The organism is Actinomycetota bacterium, assembly GCA_004297305.1.
Taxonomy (GTDB): domain Bacteria; phylum Actinomycetota; class Actinomycetes; order S36-B12; family FW305-bin1; genus FW305-bin1.
This window is the reverse complement of record SCTR01000009.1, coordinates 19,916-36,369: the sequence shown is the minus strand read 5'-3', so window position 1 is coordinate 36,369 and position 16,454 is coordinate 19,916. Positions and strand designations below refer to the sequence as shown.

At 70.7% G+C, this 16,454-nt stretch carries 13 protein-coding genes and 1 tRNA gene; 8 read left to right on the top strand and 6 right to left on the bottom strand.

All coding sequences use genetic code 11. From position 1 onward, the window contains the following. The first annotated feature begins 64 nt into the window (after positions 1-64). The 4 genes from EPO13_08655 (at position 65) to EPO13_08640 (ending at position 5,708) form a co-directional block, all read left to right on the top strand. A complete protein-coding gene (locus EPO13_08655) occupies positions 65-2,188 on the top strand; it encodes a S9 family peptidase (GenBank protein TAK68848.1) in 2,124 nt (707 codons plus the stop codon). A gap of 52 nt (positions 2,189-2,240) precedes the next feature. Further along, positions 2,241-3,146: a mechanosensitive ion channel family protein gene (locus EPO13_08650; GenBank protein ID TAK69036.1), complete on the top strand. Its 906-nt coding sequence runs from the start codon at positions 2,241-2,243 to the stop codon at positions 3,144-3,146. Positions 3,147-3,441: 295 nt separating this feature from the next. Further along, entirely contained in the window at positions 3,442-5,058 is a 1,617-nt protein-coding gene (locus EPO13_08645; protein ID TAK68847.1) for an SDR family oxidoreductase, read from the top strand. Between the two features lie 149 nt (positions 5,059-5,207). Beyond that, positions 5,208-5,708, top strand: a complete 501-nt coding sequence (locus EPO13_08640) for a globin (protein ID TAK69035.1) — start codon at positions 5,208-5,210, stop codon at positions 5,706-5,708. Here the strand turns inward: EPO13_08640 and EPO13_08635 are convergent. Genes EPO13_08635 through ssb form a run of 4 tightly spaced genes read right to left on the bottom strand, consistent with a single transcriptional unit; the run spans position 5,705 to position 9,866 of the window. Next, positions 5,705-6,673, bottom strand: a complete 969-nt coding sequence (locus tag EPO13_08635) for an endonuclease/exonuclease/phosphatase family protein (GenBank protein TAK68846.1) — start codon at positions 6,671-6,673, stop codon at positions 5,705-5,707. The two genes, EPO13_08640 and EPO13_08635, sit on opposite strands and share 4 nt — an antisense overlap. A gap of 3 nt (positions 6,674-6,676) precedes the next feature. After that, entirely contained in the window at positions 6,677-7,384 is a 708-nt protein-coding gene (locus tag EPO13_08630; GenBank protein ID TAK68845.1) for a hypothetical protein, read from the bottom strand. Position 7,385: 1 nt separating this feature from the next. Beyond that, a complete protein-coding gene (gene ettA, locus EPO13_08625) occupies positions 7,386-9,083 on the bottom strand; it encodes an energy-dependent translational throttle protein EttA (GenBank protein ID TAK68844.1) in 1,698 nt (565 codons plus the stop codon). A gap of 57 nt (positions 9,084-9,140) precedes the next feature. Beyond that, entirely contained in the window at positions 9,141-9,866 is a 726-nt protein-coding gene (gene ssb, locus EPO13_08620; GenBank protein TAK68843.1) for a single-stranded DNA-binding protein, read from the bottom strand. 2 nt (positions 9,867-9,868) lie between these two features. Between ssb and EPO13_08615 the strand changes: the two genes are divergently transcribed. Further along, a tRNA-Arg gene (locus EPO13_08615) sits at positions 9,869-9,941 on the top strand. Between the two features lie 296 nt (positions 9,942-10,237). Here the strand turns inward: EPO13_08615 and EPO13_08610 are convergent. Continuing rightward, positions 10,238-10,678 carry a flavin reductase gene (locus tag EPO13_08610; protein ID TAK69034.1) on the bottom strand — a complete coding sequence of 147 codons (441 nt, stop codon included), beginning with the start codon at positions 10,676-10,678 and terminating at the stop codon, positions 10,238-10,240. Between the two features lie 63 nt (positions 10,679-10,741). Between EPO13_08610 and EPO13_08605 the strand changes: the two genes are divergently transcribed. The 3 genes from EPO13_08605 (at position 10,742) to EPO13_08595 (ending at position 14,327) form a co-directional block, all read left to right on the top strand. Further along, positions 10,742-11,608: a pyrimidine reductase family protein gene (locus EPO13_08605; protein TAK68842.1), complete on the top strand. Its 867-nt coding sequence runs from the start codon at positions 10,742-10,744 to the stop codon at positions 11,606-11,608. 201 nt (positions 11,609-11,809) lie between these two features. Beyond that, entirely contained in the window at positions 11,810-13,282 is a 1,473-nt protein-coding gene (locus EPO13_08600; GenBank protein ID TAK68841.1) for an MFS transporter, read from the top strand. Between the two features lie 112 nt (positions 13,283-13,394). Beyond that, positions 13,395-14,327, top strand: a complete 933-nt coding sequence (locus EPO13_08595; GenBank protein ID TAK68840.1) for an ABC transporter substrate-binding protein — start codon at positions 13,395-13,397, stop codon at positions 14,325-14,327. A 5-nt stretch (positions 14,328-14,332) separates the two neighbouring features. Here the strand turns inward: EPO13_08595 and EPO13_08590 are convergent, their stop codons facing one another. Then, the gene (locus EPO13_08590; protein TAK68839.1) at positions 14,333-16,339 is read right to left on the bottom strand and encodes a hypothetical protein; all 2,007 of its coding nucleotides are present in this window, start codon (positions 16,337-16,339) and stop codon (positions 14,333-14,335) included. Between the last annotated feature and the right edge of the window lie 115 nt (positions 16,340-16,454).

Here is a 16,454-nt window from a genome sequence, read left to right as displayed (position 1 = left end):
GACGCCAGCGGCGCGCCTCGGCAAGCCACCGGGCCACCGGCCTCCTCCCCCTAGGCTCGGACGCATGACACGTCCCGACTACCCCGCCGCGCCGCGTCTGGATCTGGTCGACGACCGCCACGGTCGCGCCGTACCCGACCCGTACCGCTGGCTGGAGTCGCCGGCCGACACCGCCGGCCCGAGTGCTGTCGACCCCGAGTGGACGCAGTGGCGAGCGACCTGGGCGCAGCAGCAGGCGGCCCTACTGTCCGCCGAGCAGGCGGCGTGGACGTCGCGGGACCGGTTCGCCGGCCGCGTCCAGCAGTTGCTGGGCGCCGGCCACGAGTCACCGCCGTACTGGCGGGGCGACCGACGGTTCCTGACCCGCCGCGCGCCCGACCAGCAGTTCGCGGTCCTGCTGACCGTCGACCCCGACGGCACCGAGCGGGTCCTGCTGGACCCGATGTCCTTGGACCCGACCGGCTTGACCACGCTCGATTCGTGGCAGCCGTCGAAGGAGGGCGATCTGCTGGCCTACCAGCTGTCGCAGGGCGGTACCGAGGAGTCGGTGCTGTGGGTGATGGACGTGCGCACCGGCGCTGTCGTGGACGGGCCGATCGACCGCGCCCGCTACTCGCCGGTCGCATGGCTGCCCGGTGGTGAGGCGTTCTACTACGTACGCCGGCTGCCTCCGGAGCTGCTGCCGGACGGCGAGAAACAGTTCCACCGACGGGTCTGGCTGCACCGGGTCGGCACACCAGCGGAATCCGACGCGGAGATCTTCGGTGACGGCCTGACGGTGACGAACTACTACGGCGTTTCGGTGAGCCGCGACGGTCGATGGCTGGTCGTGTCGGTGTCCGAGGGGACGGCACCGCGAAACGACCTGTACGTCGCCGACCTCGCCGCGTCCGCGCCGCAGGCACCGGCGTTCACCGTGGTGCAGGAAGGCGTCGACGCACAGACCGGTCTGCATGTCGGCAGGGACGGCCGGTTCTACGTGTTCAGCGACCGCGATGCGCCGCGTGGCGCGCTGTACGTGGCCGACAGCGACGATCCGTCCGTCGCGGGCTGGACCGTCCTGCTGCCGGAGGACGACGAGGCCGTCCTCGACGGGTTCACCGTGCTGGACGGCGACGAACTGGCCGCACCGCGGCTCATCGCGTCGTGGACCCGGCACACCGTCACCGAACTGACGGTGCACGACCTGCATACCGGGGAACGGCTGGGAGACATCGCGTTGCCCGGACTCGGCACGGTGGCCGGTCCGGTCGAGCGGCCCGAAGGCGGCCCGGAATGCTGGTTCGTCTACACCGACCACACCACGGTGCCGCACGTGTACCGCTACGACGGGCGCTCCGACGAGGTGTCGCTGTGGGCCAGTCCGCCCGGGACGGTCGACGTACCGACCGTGCACACCCGCCTGGTCACCTACCACTCCGCCGACGGCACGCCGGTGCGCATGTTCGTGCTGTCCGGTACCGGGGAACCTGACCGGCCACGCCCGACGATTCTCTACGGCTACGGCGGTTTCGGCGTCCCGATGGGACCGGGCTACTCCGCGACGATCCTCGCCTGGGTCGAGGCCGGCGGGGTGTACGCCGTGGCCAACCTGCGCGGCGGCGGCGAGGAAGGCGAGGCCTGGCATCGCGACGGCATGCTCGACCGCAAGCAGAACGTCTTCGACGACTTCCACGCGGCGGCCGAGTTCCTGATCGCCGAAGGCTGGACGACGCGCGAACAGCTTGCGGTCAACGGTGGTTCCAACGGCGGACTGCTGGTCGGCGCGGCGCTGACGCAGCGACCCGACCTCTACCAGGCCGTCATCTGTGTTGCGCCGCTGCTGGACATGGTCCGCTACACCACGTCCGCACTGGGACAGACCTGGACCGTCGAGTACGGCGACCCCGACGTCCCCGCCGAACTGGACTGGCTGCTGGCGTATTCGCCGTACCACCAGGTTCGGCCCGGCGTCGACTACCCGGCCACCATGTTCATGGTGTTCGACAACGACACGCGGACCGATCCGATGCACGGCCGCAAGATGTGCGCGGCGTTGCAGGCCGCCACGTCCGGGTCGCGCCCGGTCGTGATCCGCGCGGAGGCCGAGGTCGGACACGGCGCCCGGTCGTTGTCCCGCAGTGTCGACGAGTCCGCCGACATGCTCGCGTTCGCCGCCCGGTGGACCGGCCTTGAGCCCGGTGCCTGAGGTGGCGCAGGCCGCCGCGACCGTCGCCGCCACCGGCTGGACCGACAACGCCGTGTGGCAGTGGCTGACCGGCGTCCCGCTGCAGATCCTGATCATCCTGCTCGTCGCGGTCATCGTCCGCTGGGTGCTGCGCCGCATCATCAACCGGGTGGTCCGGCGGATGGCGACATCGGCCCGGCAGGAGCGGCTCGGGCAGGTGCGCCGCGCGGCGCGTACTGCGGAGTTGTCCGGAATCCTGTTGGGAGAGCGACGGGAACAACGGGCCGAGGCCATCGGCCAACTGCTCAAGAGCATCGTCAGCATCGCCGTGTGGGGCCTTGCCGTCCTCACGATCCTGCCGAAACTCGGCATCGACATCGCGCCCCTGCTGGCCAGCGCCGGTGTCATCGGTGTCGCCCTGGGTTTCGGTGCGCAGACCCTCGTCAAGGACTACCTGTCGGGCATCTTCCTCATCATCGAGGACCAGTTCGGGGTCGGGGACATGGTCGACCTCGGGCCGGTCATCGGCACGGTCGAGGAGGTGACGCTGCGGGTCACCCGGTTGCGGGACACCACCGGCGTCGTCTGGTACGTCCGCAACGGCGAGGTGCTGCGGGTGGCCAACCGGTCGCAGGGCTGGACGTTGGCGATCGTCGACGTCCCGGTCGGCTACGACGAGGATCTGGAACGGGTACGGGAGATCGTCGAAATGGTCGCCGAGGACATGGACGAGGATGCGCGGTACGACGAGATGCTGTTCGGGCGGCCGTCGTACGCCGGGGTCGAGCAGATCACCGGCGACGCGCTGTACATCCGAGTGACGGCGAAGGCCGCGCCGGAACAGACCATCCCGCTGACGCGGGTGATCCGGGAACGACTGAAACTGGCCTTCGACCGTGCTGGCGTCGTCGTGCCCAGCGTCCCGCCGCCCCCGTTGCCGCCGGCCGCCCCGCCTCACCCTGGCGCTCCCCGCGCCTGACCTGACCATCGGCGGCGTCGTACCGACCGACGGCTGGGCGACCGACGGTGGCGGCGTACCGACGGCGTGGGCGACCGACGGTGGCGGCGTACCGGCTGGGCGGGCCGCGTTCGTACCGGCGTTGCGCGCCTTCTGGTTGCTCAGGAGGCCCGACGCGGGGCAGATAGCGACAACAACGCGCGCAACACCGGTACGACAGAGCGCCGCCGGGGCGTAGGCGGTGCGGCCGGCGGGGGCGTGGGCGGTGCGGCCGGCGGGGCGTGCGCGGTGGGGATGGGGGAACGATGATGGCGCGGTGCGAGACGACGACGATCGGCTGTACCTGGTCACCGGAGCCACGGGGTACATCGGCGGGCGGCTGGTGCCCGAGCTGCTGGCGGCCGGCCGGCGCGTCCGAGTCCTTGCTCGCCACCCCGACCGACTCCGCGACCGGCCCTGGGTCCACGACGTCGACGTCGTCGGCGGCGACCTCGGCGATCCGTCCGCCGTCGCCGCAGCCATGGACGGAGTCAGCGTCGCCTACTACTTGGCACACTCGCTGACAACTGGCGCCGGCTTCGAGCAAACGGACGCGGATCTGGCAAGCAGCTTCGCGGCGGCCGCGAAAACGGCTGGGGTCCAGCGCATCGTCTATCTCGGCGGCATGTCTCCTCAGTCCCACAGCGGGTCCACGCTGTCGGCCCATCTGCGGTCGCGCGGCGAGGTCGGGCGGATTCTGCGGGCCTCAGGCGTGCCCACCGTCGAACTGCGGGCGGCGGTCATCATCGGCTCGGGCTCGGCATCGTTCGAGATGCTTCGCTATGTCTCCGAACGGCTACCGGTGATGGTGACGCCACGGTGGGTCCGCAGCCGGCTGCAACCGATCGCGATCCGCGACGTTCTGCGGTATCTCGTGGCCGCCGCCAGCATCCCGCCGGAAGTCAACCGGCCGTTCGACATCGGCGGACCCGACGTCCTGTCGTACGAGGACATGATGCAGCGGTACGCCGCCGTCGCCGGTTTGCGGCAACGCGTCATCGTCGGAGTTCCCGCCCTGAGCCTGGGCCTGTCGAGTCTGTGGGTCGGCCTGGTGACGCCGGTGCCGTCCGGGATCGCCCGGCCCCTGGTCGAATCGCTTCGCCACGAAGTGGTGTGCCAAGAGCACGACATCGCCCGGTGGATTCCCGATCCGCCGGACGGGCTGCTCGGTTTCGACCGGGCTGTCGGCTACGCGCTACGCCGGATCCGCGACCGCGACGTTCCGACCTGGTGGGCGGCAGCGTCGATCAGAGGTGCGGCGAGTGAGCCGCTGCCGTCGGATCCGGATTGGGCCGGTGGCACGCTGTACGCCGACGACCGCCGCGCGACCGCGCAGGCGAGTCCGGCGACGGTCTGGACCGTCGTCGAGGGCCTCGGCGGTGGCCACGGCTGGTATTCCTCGACGGTGCTGTGGGCGGCGCGCGGTCTGCTGGATCGGGCGGTCGGTGGCATCGGACTCCGCCGCGGCCGGCGCGACCCGGAAACGCTGCTTGTCGGTGAGCCACTGGACTTCTGGCGCGTCGAGGAGCGACAACCGCCCCGGCTCCTGCGGCTGCGAGCTGAGATGCGGCTGCCGGGCCGGGCCTGGCTGGAGTACCGGATCGACGGGCCGGCCGAGGGCCCGGCCGAACTCCGGCAACGTGCCGTCTTCGCCCCCCGCGGCTTGGCCGGCCATGTCTACTGGTGGGCGGTCGCCCCGTTCCACGTGTTCGTGTTCGCTCCCATGGCCCGCGGCATCGTTCGGGAGGCCGAGATCGCCCAGCGTCGAACCGAACCAGGCCGAGCCGTACCCGCATCCGTTGCCCCGGGATCCGCTGCGGCCGACCTCGGTGGGCCCGACGACCGACGGGCGGGACCGGACGGCGTCGGCGAGCACGCAACAATGCCCCGGTGACTCCGCCCACCGACGCATCCGGGCCGCGCGACGCGGCCGGGATGCGTGACGCCGCCGGGCCGCGCGACGACGCCGGGAACCGTGACGACGCCGGGAACCGTGACGAGGCCGGGAACCGTGACGAGGCCGGGACCCGTGACGCGGCCGGGATGCGTGACGCCGCCGGGACGCCGTACGCGCGATTCGGCGGCGAGGCGTTCTTCCGCAGGCTGGTCGACGCCTTCTATGACGGCGTGGCCGACGATCCGGTGCTGCGCCCGCTGTACCCGGAGGCCGACCTGCGCCCGGCCGCGGAGCGCCTCACGCTCTTCCTCATGCAGTACTGGGGCGGTCCGACGACGTACTCGATGCAGCGCGGCCACCCCCGGCTGCGGTTACGGCACGTACCTTTCGTCATCGACGACGTCGCACGTGATCATTGGCTGCGGCACATGCGTACGGCCTTGGACCGCGTCGGTGGGCTGGACGAGGCGGACGAGGCCGAGCTCTGGGGCTACCTGACCACGGCGGCGCACGCGATGGTCAACTCCAGCGGGCCGGCGGGCGAGCCGATCGGTCCCGAGTCCGGACCGCCCGGCCCGCTTCCGATCACCCTCGAGCCGCCTCAGCAGCGCGCATCAGGCGGTCCGACCCCCGGCGACATCGGCTAGTTCGGCGCGTCGGTGCCGCCGATGACGGCGACCAGCGCGCGGTGGTCGGTGCGGGGCACGTCGTACGCCGTGACGGCCGTCCCCACCAGCGCGCCAGCCCGGATCAGCACGTGGTCGATACCGATCAGCGGCGTCCACGGCAGGCTCCGGCCGGCCGGCCAACTGCGGACCAGGCCCGCGCCTGCCTCGTCGCCGGCGTCGGCGTAGCCCAGCTCCGCGAGCCGGCGCATCGGCGTGTGGTCGCGAGTCGCGTTGAAGTCGCCGGCCACCACGACCGGCCCGGTCCAGGCGGCTGCCACCGTCGCGAGCTGATCGTGGTCACGTTGCCACGTCGCCAGACCAGCCCCGTTCGGGGCCGCCGGATGGACCGACGCGACCCGGACGGGCCCGACTCCGGCGACCTCGACGATGCCCGTTGTCGCGGGAAAGGTGAACTGCTGCAACGTCTCGCCACCGGCGATCGGGACAGTAGACCAGAGTCCGGTGCCGCTGGCGCCGAACCTTGGATTGACGACGCGGTAGGGCAGCAACGTGTCCAGGCCGGCGGCCCGGAGACCCGTCATGGCTGCCGGGGTCAGCTCTTGGATCGCCAGCACCTGGGCTTTCGATTCGCGAGCCAGGGCGACGATGGCCGCCGGATCCGCCTCGCCGAGGTGCAGGTTCGCCGTGACGACGGTGAGAACGGGCCGTGCCCCGGCCGCGCGGGGATCGGCGGCGTACGCCGGCACAGTCCAGATGACCAGCGGGATCAGGGCGAGGCCGGCCAGCACGAGGCCGGGCCACCAGCGAGCGACCACGGCCAGCGCAGCGGCCAGCGCGACGAGGAGGACGACGTACGGGACGCCCGGTACGGCGAGCACCACGACGGCCACGCTCCACGTCGACAGCCGTACCAGCAGCAGCAGGGCCACGACTGCCAGGACCGCGACGCAGGCCACGGCGACGGCAGGACGGCGGGCGGACACCGGTCAGCGCACGGTCGACAGGGACAGCAGACCCAACGAGCTGCCGGCGGAATGAGCGAACACCTGACCGGCCGGCGTCCCGAGCCGCTGCCACGAGCCAGCGACCGCGGCGTGGACCGTCACCCCCGGATCGGCCAGGAAACCCAACAGCGCGGCGGCATGCAGGATGCGTCGAGGCAACTCGGCCCATCCGGGCCGGCCCCAGATCCGTTCGGCCAGGTCCTGCCGGGCGGCGTCATCGGCGACCAGCGCCGAGGCGGCGCGAAACTCGTCGACAGCCTCCGCGACATCGGCCAGTGCCGATGCTGCCGGCCCGGCCGATGTCGCAGACCAGCCGGCGCGCGGCGGCAACAGCGCCAGCTTCGGGCTACTGACCTGGGTAGGTCGTATCTCGAACGCCACGGTGTCCTCGGCCTGTGATCCTGCGGGCACCGGCGGCCACCCGGGACTGAGGCCGGCCGCCGCCCGCAGCTCGGCTCGCAGGTCGTCCACACCGACCATGACGTCGTCCGGCGCAGCGTCGTTCCGGGCGGCCGGAACCGCGACGAAGGCGATGCAGCCCAGCGGTGGCGCGGAGAACACACCGAGCGCGCTCGCCCGCGGTTGCAGCCGGACCACGGCTCGCGGATCCCAACCGGCCAGCTTGTCCAGCTGCGCCAGCAGGAAGGTGGCGTCCGGCCGGGCGACCGACACCAGTGGGACGGCGGTCATCTCAGCCGCGGGTCAGCTTCCGGTACGTCGCCCGGTGCGGGCGGGCAGCATCCGCCCCCAGGCGTTCGATCTTGTTGCGTTCATAGTCGTCGAAGTTGCCTTCGAACCAGAACCACTGGGAGTCGCCCTCGTACGCGAGGATGTGTGTCGCTGTCCGGTCGAGGAACCAGCGGTCGTGCGACGTGATCACCGCACAGCCCGGGAACTCCAGGAGGGCGTTCTCGAGGCTTCCCAACGTCTCCACGTCCAGATCGTTGGTCGGCTCGTCGAGCAGCAGCAGGTTGCCGCCCATCTTCAAGGTCATCGCGAGGTTCAGCCGGTTGCGTTCGCCGCCGGACAGCACAGCCGACGGCTTCTGCTGATCCGGCCCCTTGAAGCCGAAGGCGGAGACGTAAGCGCGGCTGGGCATCTCGACCTGGCCGACCTTGATCCAGTCCAGGCCGTCGGACACGACCTCCCAGACGTTCTTGGCCGGATCCAGGCCCGCTCGAGCCTGGTCGACGTAGGACAGGGTCACGGTGTCGCCGATGCGGATCGAACCGGCGGTGGGCAACCGGTCCTTGTTGTCGGAGCCGCCCTCGGCTGCCGCGACGATCATCGAGAACAGCGTCGTCTTGCCCACCCCGTTGGGACCGATGACCCCCACGATCCCGTTGCGGGGCAACGAGAAGGACAGGTCGTCGATGAGGACGCGGTCGCCGAACGCCTTGGTGAGGTGGTCGGCCTCGACGACGACGTTGCCCAGGCGTGGGCCGGGCGGGATCTGGATCTCCTCGAAATCGAGCTTGCGGGTTCGTTCGGCCTCGGTGGCCATCTCCTCGTAGCGCGCGAGCCGGGACCGGCTCTTGGTCTGCCGCGCCTTCGGGCTCGACCGCACCCATTCCAGCTCTTCGGTCAGCCGCTTGCGCAGTTTGGCGTCCTTCTGACCCTCGACCTTGAGCCGCGCTGCCTTGGCCTCCAGGTAGGTCGAGTAGTTGCCCTCGTAGGGATACGTGTGGCCTCGGTCGATCTCGAGGATCCACTGCGCAACATTGTCCAGGAAGTAGCGGTCGTGGGTGATCGCGACGACGGTGCCCGGGTACTTCTCCAGGTGCTGCTCGAGCCACTGGACGCTCTCGGCGTCCAGGTGGTTCGTCGGTTCGTCGAGCAACAGCAGATCCGGCTGCTGCAACAGCAACCGGCACAAGGCCACCCGGCGACGCTCGCCACCGGACAGCACGGTCACGTCGGCGTCCGGCGGCGGGCAGCGCAGGGCGTCCATCGCCTGCTCCAGCTGGGAGTCCAGGTCCCACGCGTTGCGATGATCGATGGCCTCTTGCAGCGTCCCCATCTCGGCCAGCAGCGAGTCGAAGTCCGCGTCCGGCTCCGCCATGAGCGCCGAGATCTCGTTGAACCGATCCACCATCGCCTTGGCTTCGGCGACCCCGTCCTGGACGTTGCCGAGGACGTCCTTGGCAGGGTCGAGGTCCGGCTCCTGGGTCAGGATGCCGACCGAGGCACCCGGGGCCAGCAAGGCGTCGCCGTTCGACACGGTGTCGAGGCCGGCCATGATCCGCAGCAGCGACGACTTGCCGGCGCCGTTGGGCCCGACGACGCCGATCTTGGCTCCCGGCAGGAACGACAACGTCACGTCGTCGAGCACGACCTTGTCGCCGTGCGCCTTGCGCGCTTTGCGGAGCGTGTAGATGAACTCAGGCATGCACGGGAGCCTAACGGCCACTCAGCGGTACGACGGCTGGCCGAGCATCGCGGCCACTCAGGCCGACTGACGCAGTTGGCCGTCGGCATCCCGCGTACGCCGGTCGTCGACATCGGCCGACCCGTCGGCCGAGCCGTCCGCAGGGTCCGCAGCGTCGTCGGGCGCCCGACCGATGACCGCCATGGCGTCGGCCACGGCGCGCTCCTCGGTGCGGACGACGGCCGGCCGCTTGGTCCGCTCGAAGGTAGTGACCCCACGGGCGAGATCGGGGCCGACCGCAGTCGCCTGGATGTCGTCGAACGTCTGGCGGACCGTGTGGTCCCCCACGGCCCGGTCGATAGTCCGCTGGCGCAGCCGCCCGGTGACGATGACCGGCATTCCCTTGCTGACCGACTCCGAGACGTTGTGCGCCAGTCCACGCCAGCACGACACGGAGTAGTAGGACGCCTCGGCATCCACCCATCGATCGGCGTTGCGGTCGAAGCGACGTGCGTTGCTGGCGATGCGGAAGGATGTGACCGCTTCTCCCTTGCTCGTGCGGTGCAGGCGCACGTCGCTCACGACGTTGCCGACGACGGTGATGACGACCTCGTTCATGGGACCTCCGCGACACCGGGATGCTGATGGCCACACTCTGACCGGCGTACGGCGGCCGCCGCGGGCCCACGAGGTCGGCTGTGGACGTCGGGCCGCTGCGCACCGGGGTTGGGGACGACGCGTCGCAACGACACGGCCGGAAGCCACAGCCGGAACGGCCGACGCCGCTTCGGCCATGATGGGCATACGCGCCCGTAGCTCAACGGAGAGAGCACCCGGTTTCTACCCGGTCGGTTGGGGGTTCGAATCCCTCCGGGCGCACTCCCTCGTCATCCAGGACCAGGCCCCGTCGGCCGCGCGTTCGTCCGTCTTCGCAGTTCGCCGACGGACCGCAGTTCGGAGCCGGCCGCAGTTCGCGAGGTCGCGGTTCCCGAGCAATGGGCCGGTGCCACCGTAGGGGCTGACAACGAGCGGCCGTTGCGATCCCTTGCGGTGGCATCGCCGTCACGGAGTACGCGCGGTTCCCCCAAGTGTCCGGCGAATCCCTAGGTGCCGCAGTGGCCCACCGTCGGGACGGTGCTTCGTCGGCGAGGTGTCCCCCACCGGCCGCGGAGTTCCTAGGCGTCGTGGCCGGCCTGCAGATCACTCACGTCACTGAAGGTCAGCAGATCGCCGAGATCCTCACCGGCCGAGCCCTGCTCGGGTTCGAGGAGGAAGGCGACGTGGTCGCCGAGCCGCTCGCGCAGCAGGATGCGGCCGCTGAACCAGGCGGGCGGACCGGCCAGCACCGGTACGTCGTGCGGCCCCGGCTGCCAGCTGCACCGGGCGAACTTGTCGACCGTGTCGCCGGTTTGCTCGCCGAACAGTTCGGCCAGTTCTCGATCGTCGCGCCGGACGACGTGGACGATGAGGTGGCTGGCGCGCGACGCCACGGCGAAGGTGTGGTTCTTGTCCGACAGCCCGACGAGGAAGCGCCGTGGCCGGATACTCACCTGGCTGGCGAAACCCACCAGGCAACCGGCGAGTTCGCCGTCGGCCTGCGTCGTGACGATGAACATCGGATAGCTCAGCGATCCGACCAGCTCGTCGAACGCCGCTGCTCCCGGGCTGGCCACGCGACGATGGTGGGACCTGCGGCGGACGCTCGCAACGGCACGCACCCGGCCTGGCTCGCCTCACCGGTTACCGGACACACTGGCCAGCGGCGGCGCCCGTCGGCGACGATGCTTGCCGCCGTGCGCATGCTCCTGCCCGACCGGGTCGACGATCTGGGACCAGCGCAGCTCGCAGCCGCCTATGCGTGGCCGTCGACTCCCTGGTTGCGCGCCAACATGGTGTCGACGGTCGACGGCGTGGCTCGGTCGCCCGACGGACTGACCGCTGGTATCTCCTCGACGGCAGACAAGCAGCTGTTCATGATCCTGCGCGACCGCGCCGACGCGATCATCGTCGGAGCCGGAACCGTCCGCGCCGAGTCATACGGACCGCCGCGGTCCGCGGACCCCGCCGCGCGCGCCGCCGCCGGGCAGCAGGCCGCGCCGGTCGCCGTCGTACTGACACGGTCGGGGCGACTGGATCCGGCCGCTTCCCTCTTCAGCAACCCAGAACGCCGCCCCATCGTCGTCACGGTGGAAGCGGCTGCGGCCACCGCGCGTTCCCGCCTGGACGCCGTGGCTGAGGTCGTCGTCTTCGGACGGACCACCGTCGATCTGGCCGCCACAGTGGCGTTCCTGCACGAGCGTGGGCTGACGCGCCTGCTGACCGAGGGTGGTCCGGTGCTGCTTGCCGACCTGGTCGCCGAAAACCTCGTCGACGAACTGTGCGTCAGCATCTCTCCCCTGGTGGCCGGCGGCAGCTACCCGGAAGGCCAAGCGACAGAACGCATCCTGTCCGGTCGCATCCTGCCGGACTCCCCACGCACCGCAGTCCTCACCGGTCTCTGCGAGCAGGACGGCTCGCTGTTCTGCCGGTATCGCCTGCGACACTGACGTACGGCGCCGGCTGACCCGTGCTAGGCTCCGCAACCGGAAACCAATGTTTAGGAGCCTCTGCTCCGAAGGGATCGAGTCCTCGATCCTCTAGCGAGTCCCCGTACTCGCCGCGCAGGATTTCCGCCAGGCGCACACCCGTGTCCACGGTTCTGCGACAACTGCTTCGCGGGGCCGCTGCCTGGCACTCCTGCCGAAGGAATGCCCGTGACGACCTCAAGCCCGTGGCCCACCGGCCCCACCACGGCGACTCCGCCGCGCACCTGGTTCGCGCTCGCCGTCCTCCTCTGCGGCGCTTTCATGGCTCTGCTGGACACCACCATCGTGAACGTCGCATTGAGTTCGATCCAGGTCGGACTCGACTCGTCCGATGCGACCTTGTCGTGGATCGTCTCCGGTTACGCGCTGGCGTTCGGCCTGGCCCTCATACCCGCCGGACGGATGGGCGATCGGTATGGCCATCGGTGGATCTTCATCGGCGGGATCGTGCTGTTCACCCTGGCGAGCCTGGCCTGTGTCCTGGCACAGAACGGCGCGGAACTCATCACCGCACGCGTCGTGGCCGGCCTCGGCGGGGGAATCTTCTTCGCCACGGTCGCTGCGCTGATCCAGCTCATGTTCGCCGGTGCGGCGCGGGGCAAGGCCTTCGCGGTCCTCGGCGCCACGATCGGTGTGTCGACCGCTCTTGGCCCGCTGGCAGGCGGACTCATCATCGAGGCGTTCGGTGCCGACGACGGGTGGCGACTGATCTTCGCGGTCAATCTCCCGATCGGTGTCCTGACCGCGGTCGCTGCCCTGATCATGCTGCCGGAGGGCGAACCGAATGCCAGGACCGGTTCTGACTGGATCGGGTTGCTCATCATCTCCAGCGCACTGGTGGCGCTACTGGTCCCGTTGATCCAGGGCCAGCAGGAGGGGTGGCCACTGTGGACCTATCTGGCGATCGCTGCAGGCGTCGTGCTGTTGCCACTGTTCGCTTGGTGGGAAAGGAGAATTGCGGCCAGCGGCCGCAGCCCGCTCGTGCCGCCCCGGCTGTTCGCCCACCCGTCGTTCGCCAGCGGCAGCATCCTTGCCCTGGTGTACTTCGCGGCGTTCACCAGCATCTTCTTCACTCTGTCGCTGCTGTGGCAATCCGGCCTGGGGCACAGCGCGCTCGCGACCGGTCTCATGCTCCTGCCGTTCGCCGTCGGCAACACCGTCGGGGCGGCGCGCAGCGACGCGCTGGCGGCCCGCTTCGGTCGCGCCGTGCTCGTCGCGGGGCTCTCGCTGCTGAGCATCGGACTGATCGCCCTGTGGCTCATCCTGCTGCTGGCCGACCCCAGCGCGCTCAACTCCTGGCTGCTGCTGTGCCCGCTGCTGATCGCCGGTATCGGCAGCGGCCTGTTCATCGCGCCGAACCTCGACTTCATTGTCGCGACGGTCGACCGATCCGACGCGGGGGCGGCGAGCGGTGTGATCGGCACCATGCAGCGCATCGGCAGTGCGATCGGGATCGCCGTGGTCGGGTCGGTGCTCTTCGGCACGCTCGATGTGGTGACGGGCGGGCCGCAGGGTGTCGCGGGTGCCTTCGGCCACAGTGCAACGGTGGCGATGGCGGTCAGCGCCGGCTTCGGCATCGTGGCGCTGGCGCTGGTATTCGTTCTGCCGCAACACCTCCGCGCCGACAGTTGGTAGCACGGCGACGCCGTCCACGCCGCCGCCGGCACAGCCGAGGTCCCGTGTTGATATTGACAATCGTTCCCGATAAGCTCGCCCGGCGTACCTGCCGTCGGCCGAACGGAACACCATGCCCTCGTCCCTGCCGCTGCGGCGGCCCGTCGCGGCCGCCGCCGTCGCTGCCGTCCTTGCCCTTGCCGGATGCGCCACCGGCTCTTCCGGCACGTCGACGTCCACCGCCACGGGGACCGCACCGTGTCCGGTGGCCCCCGCGGACGTCACGGTCACCGTCGACCAGTGGGCCGGCATCGTGGCCGACCTGGCCGGCAGTTGCGCCGCGGTGCAGACCGTCATCACCGCATCAGCCGGCAACCCGCACGACTACGAACCGACCCCGAAGGACGCTGCCCGACTGGCGGCCGCCGACCTGGTCGTACAGAACGGTTTGGGCTACGACGCTTGGGCCGACCGGCTGCTGGAAGCGTCGAAACCCGGCCCGGTCGTCGTCGACGCGGGCAAGGTCGTCAAGGGCACCGACGGCGACAATCCGCACGTCTGGTTCTCCCCCGCCGCGGTGTCGGCAGTCGCCGACGCAGTGACGTCATCGCTGAAGACGGTGTCCCCCGGGGCCACGGACTACTTCGCCGCGTGCCGCGCGGCCTGGCAGCAGGCGATGGCGCCGTACCGAGATGCCATCGCCCGGCTGACAACGAAGTCCGCCGGCCGGTCGTACGCGGCGACCGAACCGGTCTTCGACCTCATGGCCCAGGCGATCGGTCTGGCCGATCACACGCCGGCCGGATACCGTTCCGCGGCAGCCAATGAGTCAGAACCGGCGCCCGGCGACGTCGCGGAACTGTTGCAGGTGATCTCCGACCGCTCCGTCGATGTGCTGATCTTCAACACCCAGACCGAGGGCGCGATCCCCGAGCAGGTCCGTGACGCCGCGCACGCTGCCGGCGTGCCCATCGTCGAGGTCACCGAAACAGCGCCGGCCGGCAGTGAAAGCTTCCTGCAATGGCAACTCGGGTTGCTGGACGACCTCGACCGGGCATTGAGCTAACAAACTCAGGACAGGACCACCAGGCCGTCGTATCCCAGCAGAGCCGTCGACTTTCCCTGGCGTACCAGGGTAATCCGGTGCTGGCCACCACCGGTGAGGGGCGCCGCCCAGACCAGGCCGGACGCCCGGGTGCGGCCGGACCGCAGATCCACCGTGCCGGCCTTGCGGCCATCGACGTACACCGCGAACTTGCCTCGACCCGGGCCCCGGACGGCTACCACGCCCACCGACGTGCCCTGCACCGTGGCGACCACGGATGCCTTGCGGGCCCGGGTGACGCGCTCGGTGCCGCCGACCGCCGCGCCGCTGCGACTTGCCTTCCAGCGACCGCGATATCCGGCATCGCGGGATTCGGCGGTCAGCCGGGCCCGGATCGCCCCGGCAGCCGTGGACGGCGCCCCGGCGACGCCCGCCAGCGACACGGTCGTCGTCACCCACCGGTTCGTCCCGGCCGCCACGGTGGTGCGCAGCGCGGCGCCGGCCGGCGTGCTTGGGGTCAGCTGCGCTGCCGTTGTCCCCCAACCGATGAGGACCGGCGCCAGCACCCGACCGGGACGGCGCTTCAGCGCACCCGGAACCAGCCGGGCAGTCGACGTACTGCTCGCGGTGGCTCGGCCGGCGTTGTCGCTGCCCAGACTGAACTGCACGACCGCGCCCGCGGGCGACGCGGACAGCACCTGGACCCCGGTCGCACCGCCGGCCAGCTGGGTCCAGCTCCCGGTCGGCAGGACCTGCTGGATCTGGCCGTAGCTGCGGTCGTTCGTTGCCGGATCGCCGTCCAGCAGGTAGGAGTCGTACGGCGAGAAGCCGTGCAGGTCACCGGGAACCTTGCGGACGCTGACGCCGGTGCCGGCACGGCCCCGGGTGTTCGCCAGGAACGCGTCGCGACCGACCGCCCCGCGGTACTCCAAGTAGTAGACGTCGCTGCCCCAGCGGAGCCGGGCAACCCGGGTGCCGCTGCCGGACGCCATGGCCGACAACGTGACCGTGGCTGACGCGGTGACGTCGGTGACCGCAGCGCCGAGCACGCCCAGCTGTGCCTGGTGGACGGCGTTGAGGTATCCGACGTTCCCCCAGGACAACGCCATGATGTCGCTGAGATCCCAGTACGGCAGCACGGCGCACGAGGCGGTCGGCGCGTCGGTGACGGCCAGACCCGCTGCGCTGCAGGACAGTTCCGACGAGTGCCCGAGCCCGAGGTTGTGCCCGAGTTCGTGACCGATGACGCCCAGCGCGGTGGAGCCGTTGGTCCACGCGACTCCACCGGAACCCGGCCCGGCGGTGCCGATCGTGCCGAGCCCCGCGGTGCCGCCGCAGGCTGTGGTCTGCGGGAAGTAGACGAGCAGGTGCTTGCCGGGAGCCGGCTGCCATCCGATCCGGGCGGCCACCGCGTCCCAGAAGTCGAAGGCATTGGAGGTGGAATCCCCATTGGCACAGGCGGATTCGTCGACGACCGCCCAGCTGTTGTCGTACAGACCGCCCGGTCCCACAGCCTGGAAACTCACCGCTGCGCCGGTGACTTCCGACCAGTACGGCGCCACTTGGCTGTTGACGGCGTTGACCAATGCGGCGGTGCTCATCCCGTCGGGCGCCAGGCCTGACCACCGTGCCCGCACCACGGTGACCTGGTGCACTGCGCCGGCGACGGCGCCGACCGACGACGGCGACACCTGGCCGGCGACCGCCGGTTCAGGACCGCTGGCGGCCGACTCGGGATTGCTCTGCGCGGGATTGCTCTGCGCGGGCTGGGCGAGCACCTGTACGGCGGCCACGGCAGGGCCGGCCTCCGGATCGGCAGCCTGGGCGGCCGGCAGTGCCGCCGCATCGGCCCCCGACTCGGTCACCGACACCCCGGGGGGCCGGCCGCGCAGCCGCACGTGCACCGTCGCGCCGGTGGCAACACCGCGCAGCGCCGATGCGGGTAGCCGGACCTCACCGTCCCCGGTGCGGACGACGGTGACGACGTCGGAGTCGCTGCCGTCGCCCGCATCGCCGGCGTCACCAGCCCTCATGCCATCGGCCCGATCGCTGTGGGCGCTATCGCCATCAGAGTCGCCCTGATCGGCACGCTCCGACCGGGGCCCGCCGGCGGAGTCGAAGTCGTCGACATGCAGGCGCTGCACGGTC